Source organism: Flavobacterium sp. DW-iso2, assembly GCF_058725285.1.
The window spans coordinates 21,788-28,363 of sequence record NZ_JBZXDY010000034.1; the positions used below are offsets into that span (position 1 = coordinate 21,788).

Consider the following 6,576-nt stretch of genomic DNA (forward strand, 5'->3'; position numbering starts at 1 on the left):
AAGCAAAATTTAAGTATTGTGCTGCATTTAAGGATGCTATGTTTTTGGTGTATTTATGTGAAATAAAAAAATATCCCTTTTTAATCCCAAACTTAGTGTACCTCTTAGCAGCCCTTCGGCAGCATAACTTAATTACTGCAATTAATACCAAATATTAGTTATAGCGAAAAAGCTTAACTTGCAAACTGCTGGTGCACATTGGCACACAATATAGGATAGGTTGCTACCATCATGGAGCACCCTTTTAGTTTTCAGGCAAATGATGGAAAAGTGGATAGCGATTACATCAATGTTATTAGTTCTAATAATGGTAATTTTCTCAACGGAACGCTCTATGCATTTAATGTTAACGGAAAAGACTACATATTTGTTAATGATGGATTTTATACAACTAGCATAAAGACACCATATACAAATGCTTATAACGGTACTATTGCCAAAAATAAATTTAGATTAGTTATACAAAAAGTTACAAATTCTTGCAATTATTATATTGCGGTAAGGAATTCGATTAACTTTAGTACTCCTGATTTGACTATTCTACCAACAGACCAAGTCACAGCAGCTGACGGTTGTAATAAACTACCACTTTCCGATAAAAACAAAAGTAATAACAACACCAATGACGTCTTAACTACTTTAGCTAAAATAAAAGCGGCTGTAGATCTAAATGAGAACTTAAAGATGAAAGATTTGCCTAAAATAGCAAATGCAGTAGTCGAAAAGGATATAATCGTAGGAGGTATGACGTACCCATTTATTCAATTAGAAATACAGAATGATAATACTGAGATTCATCCAGATGGAAAGATTACAAGAATACAACGTAAGAATATGTATGGTGATATCTACGGATTAGACATTGATGGTAAAATTCAAATATTTGTCAATAAAGAGCAAATTGAATTTATGTACAATTATCTAATGAGTGATAAGAGTAATAATTTTATTTTATTTGTAAACGGCTATGATCCAACTAAAATAATTGATAAAAACAATGAAGTTTTTGAATATGATAAGCTAAGTTATTGGGGAGCTATTGATGATAAATTTGCTTTAGCCATAAATAGTAAAAGCCATCTTATTTATGCCGACGGGAATAAGGATATAAATACCAGCAATCACATAAATACTTGTAAATTTATTAAAAGCTTAACTAGCGTAGAAAAAAATTATGCTGTAGCTGCAAATATATTGAGTGTTATAGGGGGCGAGTTAGGAGTTGCAATTACACAGGAATGTGTATCTTTAACCCCAACTGCCTACCACAATACCGCAGCAAATGTACTTGGTTTTAATGAAAGAAAAGAAGACGGCAAAGCCGCTGCCGCAAATTTTATAAAAAAATTAAAAGAAGGCACCATAAGTTGCTCAAAAACAATAAAAGATGGAAAAATGACAGTAAATGGAGTAGTCGATATCGTAGCACACAGTATGGGCTTTGCCTATAGCTTAGGAATGATAGAGGTTTTACAACAAGAAGGCATAACTATAGGCAATTATTACGTTCTTGCCCCCGAAAATGCCTGCTCAGGGAGTGTGCCACCAGGATTAGAAGACAGAACATGGCAATATGGGAGTGACGAAAGAACGACTAAAGAAAATCCTATAGAAATACAGGATGGTGTTGCGCCTCAGTGCGGTATGAAAGGTATTGAAGATCTAAAGAGAATAAAAATCCCAATAAAACAAAGAACACCAGAACAATTAGGCTTTACTGCAAGTCACTCCATAGTGAATTATGATTGGATATTTACATTAACAAAAAATAACGGCGATGTCAAACCAAGGAATTAAAATAGTGTTTTTAATAGTTCCATTTTTACTATTTTCATGTAAAAAGGAATTAACAGAGGAGCAAAATAATGAAAATTTAGGAAAAAAAAGAGAACAATATTTTTCTTATTCTAAGAAATTAACAGGAGACAAAGAATATTTTTCAATATATAAAAAAGCTAATGATACAATTGCTAATTGGGTCTCTAATAGCCTTGAAATCCCTATAATAAATCCCTATCAATTAGATTCATTACTTTGTTTTAATAAACAGAAAAATAGATTTTACGGAGCAGTTTTAAAACAAACTATGGTAGAAGAAGGAGTTCAAGATTACATATACGATTTTTATGGCGTAAAAATAAAAGGGGAATGGTATTTCTTCCGTGGATCTCTTCTTGTACTACCCCGCGAATACTACCAAGAGGATATACATACACCATTGAGCCTTGAAAAAATGAAAAAAATAGCTGTACAGAACGTTTTTAGTGGTTATTTAATTGAAACACCATCTGCTACTAATTCTAACAAGGTTAAATATAAAATTAATGACAGTAAATTTATAAATATGGAAAACCGTAATAATGATGGTACTTACGGGCGAAGTTCGAAAACATTTGAAATCGAGGTATTAAGTATTGTTAATGACAATTGGAAAAATAAAATGGATAGTAGTGATGTTGCCCCAGCGCCATCACCCCCTCCTTTTCGAGTTGTTGAGTAGCTTCTAGAGTAATTAGGATTTACAGCAATTATCGCTGCGCAAATGTCTCCGACTTTGCGCCCAATGCTATGATTCACAGTGCTAATCAATAATTAGGTGCATACTAAATAATTAAAATAAAAAAATGACCAAAGAAGGCTATGTTAAAACAAGGAATTAAAATTGTAGTGCTGTGTATCATATTATTTTTGTCTTCTTGCAAGGATAAGGTTTTGACCAAAGAGGAACAAAAACAATTTGATCTAAAACGTATGCAAATTGCTAACAAAAAGAGAGCTTTATACTTTAACTATTCAAAAACATTGGTAGGAGAAAAAGAATATTATGAGGTATATAATAATGCAAGAGATACGGTAGTAAATTGGACTACTAATAAATTAAAATATACAGGACAATTTGCAAATAGTTTAATACTTGATAGTTTAGTTTGCTTTAACACTACAAAAGACAGATGTTACATGGCTCTTGGATCAAGCTATGGCACTGATGCGGGAGATAATATAAAAGATTTTTATGGCGTAAAAATAAAAGGAAAATGGTACTTTTTTAAAGGATCTACTACCTACCTTCCTCGAGACTATTATCAAGACGATATGCATATTCCGTTGAGTTTAGATTTAATGAAACAAATTGCTATCGAAGAAATTTTTAGTGGTTATTTAATTGAATTATCCTCTGCTACTAATTCTAACAAGGTTCAATATAAAATTAATGACAGTAAATTTATAAATATGGAAAACCGTAACAATGATGGTACTTACGGGCGAAGTTCGAAAACATTTGAAATCGAGGTATTAAGTATTGTTAATGATAATTGGAAAAATAAAATGGATAGTAGTGATGTTGCCCCAGCGCCATCACCCCCTCCTTTTCGAGTTGTTGAGTAGCTTCTAGAGTAATTAGGATTTACTGCAAGTCACTCCATAGTGAACTATGATTGGATATTTAGTACAATAACGAAAGAACAAGAAGGCTATGTTAAAACAAGGAATTAAAATTGTTGTGCTGTGTATCATATTATTTTTGTCTTCTTGCAAGGATAAGGTTTTGACCAAAGAGGAACAAAAACAATTTGATCTAAAACGTATGCAAATTGCTAACAAAAAGAGAGCTTTATACTTTAACTATTCAAAAACATTGGTAGGAGAAAAAGAATATTATAGGGTATATAATAATGCAAGAGATACAGTAGTAAATTGGACTACTAATAAATTAAAATATACAGGACAATTTGCAAATAGTTTAATACTTGATAGTTTAGTTTGCTTTAACACTACAAAAGACAGATGTTACATGGCTCTTGGATCAAGCTACGGCACTGATGCGGGAGATAATATACAAGATTTTTATGGCGTAAAAATAAAAGGAAAATGGTATTTTTTTCAAGGATCTACTACCTACCTTCCTCGCGACTATTATCAAGACGATATGCATATTCCGTTGAGTTTAGATTTAATGAAACAAATTGCTATCGAAGAAATTTTTAGTGGTTATTTAATTGAATTACCATCTGCTACTAATTCTAACAAGGTTCAATATAAAATTAATGACAGTAAATTTATAAATATGGAAAACCGTAATAATGATGGTACTTTTGCTAGTTGTTATAATTGTAAAACATTTGATGAATTTGTAATTTATAGGGTAAACAAAAACTGGAAAAATAAAATAGATAGTACCCAGAACAATTAGGCTTTACTGCAAGTCACTCCATAGTGAATTATGATTGGATATTTAACTTACCTATAAATGAAGGCGATGTCAAACCAAGGAATTAAAATAGTGTTTTTAATAGTTCCGTTTTTACTATTTTCATGTAAAAAGGAATTAACCGAGGAGCAAAAAAAGGAAGAATTAATTAAAAAAAGAGAACAATATTTTTACTCTTCTAAAAAATTAACAGGAGATAAAGAATATTTTTCAATATATAAAAAAGCTAATGACACAATTGCTAATTGGGTCTCTAATAGCCTTGAAATCCCTATAATAAATCCCTATCAATTAGATTCTTTACTTTGTTTTAATAAACAGAAAAATAGATTTTACGGAGCAGTATTTCAACAGACAATAAGGAAAGGCGCTGTTCAAGACTATATTGTTGACTTTTATGGCGTAAAAATAAAAGGGGAATGGTATTTTTTTAGAGGCTCAACACTCGTTCTTCCTCGAGAATATTATCAATTAAGACCTTTTATTACCATTATAAAGTTTAAGAAACAAATTTCAGGGAGTTATAATCAAAAATAGATATATGGAAAATAATAAAATTAGAAAAACAATAATTTATCTGTTCATTATATTTTTATTTAGTTCATGCGAGGATAAGAAAACTGAAGTTTTTAAAATGCACATTGATGTAAATCGAAAAAAAAGAGAAAGAATGTTAAGTGAATATTTTATAATAAATAATCCGCCTGAAGATTTTCCATCCATTATTCTATTTTATAAAAATGAATTAAAAAAATTCTCATTAAAGAAAGGAAATGAATTTCTCAAAGATCAAAGTTTTTATTATCAATCTTATTATAAAGAGCGTTTTTTCTTTGATAGGAATTACAAAGAACCTAAACCTGATTATGGTAGAATACTAAATTCCGATTTTTTTTTTGACACTCGTAGTGTTGATGTTTCTCATGCTGATGATTTGTTTATTGATATTTATTTTAAAGATGATAATTCTGAAAATCTGGATGCTCCTATTACTCCTTATTTATATATTCATGCGATGAATTTGTATTATTATCCAAACGGGCTTAAAAATAATCCAGATATTCATTGGGAGACAAGAATTAGCAAATCAAGAGATTCTAATTATGATGTATTAAGATTTTAATACCAATTACATTTATTAAGCAGTCCAATTAAGATTTAAAAAAACATATCCGAATCCCCGCTATCGCTACTAACGGAGTCGACGGTTTCATGCCATTAGGGCTCCGCTCTCCGAAGTGTTCGTTTCTAACGCTACGCAAATGTCTCCGACTTTGCGCTCACCTCCATTTTCTCTTATCCCATCTTAATAACTACTGTATTTTGTAAATGACCAAGACTTCAAAACATCGGCAATCGGATTATCCATTTTTTCTATGGTCACTAAACCACTATCGTGTATATAATTGCTCGCACTCGAGTAAATATAATCGGAAGCTTTTTCGACAATGCCTGCACGCACAGGATTCATGTGAATATAATCTAGCTTTGACCAAATAAACTTAGGCGCATAAATTTCTTCTGCATGATTACCATACTGTCAAAATTGGTAGTTTTTGTCCCTCGAATGACTTTCGGTTGGCAACTTAAATCGTTCCAACATCCATTCCCGTCTACTTTCTGGTTCAGTTTGAATTTTTTCTAAAATAGTTTTTGCCGTAAATTTTTTAAAATCACGCAATAAATCCGACAACTCACCTGCACTAGATTGTAGCACCAAATGAATATGATTACTCATAATTACATAACCAAATACAAGCATGCCCTTATTTTTGACATAAAAATTAAGACAATCAATAATGCTGTCTCGATAAATCTTTCTAGAAAAAACATCAACCCAATCTACTACCGTTGCTGTTATAAAATGTGCCTTGCTTTGATCACGTATTACATAGCCTTCTTTGGTCATATTTCTATTTTAATTATTTTAGTATGAAACTAATTATTGATTAGCATTGTGGCTGATAGCAGTGGGCGCAAAGTCGGAGACATTTGCGCAGCGAGCAGACTATTAATTAACTCTTTGCGCAGCGGGATGTTCGACAGTCGAACACCTCAAGACATTTTTAATGAAACAATTTATATTTCAAAAAACTATATATTTAAAATTAAATATAAAAAACTCATAATTATCATTTAAAAAAGAGATACAAAAACAACATGAAAAAATTAAAAATTCCCAACAATCATAAGCCTTTACAAACTATTTCCCTAAGTTATCCAAGAACATTAATATAGGTAAAAGGTGTTCGATTGTAATCCCCCCGACTCCACGGGAGAAGATAATTGAAAAATCATCCCTTCTTTTATTTTAATTCAACAATCCTTTTTCTTGCATTAACAAATGAGTTCGAGACAATATTGGT

At 31.1% G+C, this 6,576-nt stretch carries 8 protein-coding genes; 6 read left to right on the forward strand and 2 right to left on the reverse strand.

Annotation, left to right across the window (positions count from 1 at the left end):
• Positions 1 to 231: 231 nt before the first annotated feature.
• The 6 genes from AC4PRO_RS16700 (at position 232) to AC4PRO_RS16725 (ending at position 5,333) form a co-directional block, all read left to right on the forward strand.
• Positions 232 to 1,797 carry a hypothetical protein gene (locus tag AC4PRO_RS16700; protein WP_492118184.1) on the forward strand — a complete coding sequence of 522 codons (1,566 nt, stop codon included), beginning with the start codon at positions 232 to 234 and terminating at the stop codon, positions 1,795 to 1,797.
• Entirely contained in the window at positions 1,778 to 2,500 is a 723-nt protein-coding gene (locus tag AC4PRO_RS16705; protein WP_492118185.1) for a hypothetical protein, read from the forward strand. The genes AC4PRO_RS16700 and AC4PRO_RS16705 overlap by 20 nt, the downstream gene beginning before the upstream one ends.
• A gap of 140 nt (positions 2,501 to 2,640) precedes the next feature.
• Positions 2,641 to 3,387, forward strand: coding sequence for a hypothetical protein (locus AC4PRO_RS16710; protein ID WP_492118186.1), 747 nt, complete (start codon positions 2,641 to 2,643; stop codon positions 3,385 to 3,387).
• An 88-nt stretch (positions 3,388 to 3,475) separates the two neighbouring features.
• Entirely contained in the window at positions 3,476 to 4,192 is a 717-nt protein-coding gene (locus tag AC4PRO_RS16715; protein ID WP_492118187.1) for a hypothetical protein, read from the forward strand.
• 66 nt (positions 4,193 to 4,258) lie between these two features.
• Positions 4,259 to 4,747 carry a hypothetical protein gene (locus AC4PRO_RS16720; protein ID WP_492118188.1) on the forward strand — a complete coding sequence of 163 codons (489 nt, stop codon included), beginning with the start codon at positions 4,259 to 4,261 and terminating at the stop codon, positions 4,745 to 4,747.
• 4 nt (positions 4,748 to 4,751) lie between these two features.
• A complete protein-coding gene (locus tag AC4PRO_RS16725; RefSeq protein ID WP_492118189.1) occupies positions 4,752 to 5,333 on the forward strand; it encodes a hypothetical protein in 582 nt (193 codons plus the stop codon).
• Positions 5,334 to 5,516: 183 nt separating this feature from the next.
• Here the strand turns inward: AC4PRO_RS16725 and AC4PRO_RS16730 are convergent, their stop codons facing one another.
• Entirely contained in the window at positions 5,517 to 5,681 is a 165-nt protein-coding gene (locus tag AC4PRO_RS16730) for a hypothetical protein (RefSeq protein ID WP_492118190.1), read from the reverse strand.
• Between the two features lie 69 nt (positions 5,682 to 5,750).
• Positions 5,751 to 6,119 (reverse strand): transposase, encoded by a 369-nt coding sequence (locus tag AC4PRO_RS16735; RefSeq protein WP_492118191.1) that lies wholly within the window; start codon positions 6,117 to 6,119, stop codon positions 5,751 to 5,753.
• Positions 6,120 to 6,576 lie beyond the last annotated feature (457 nt).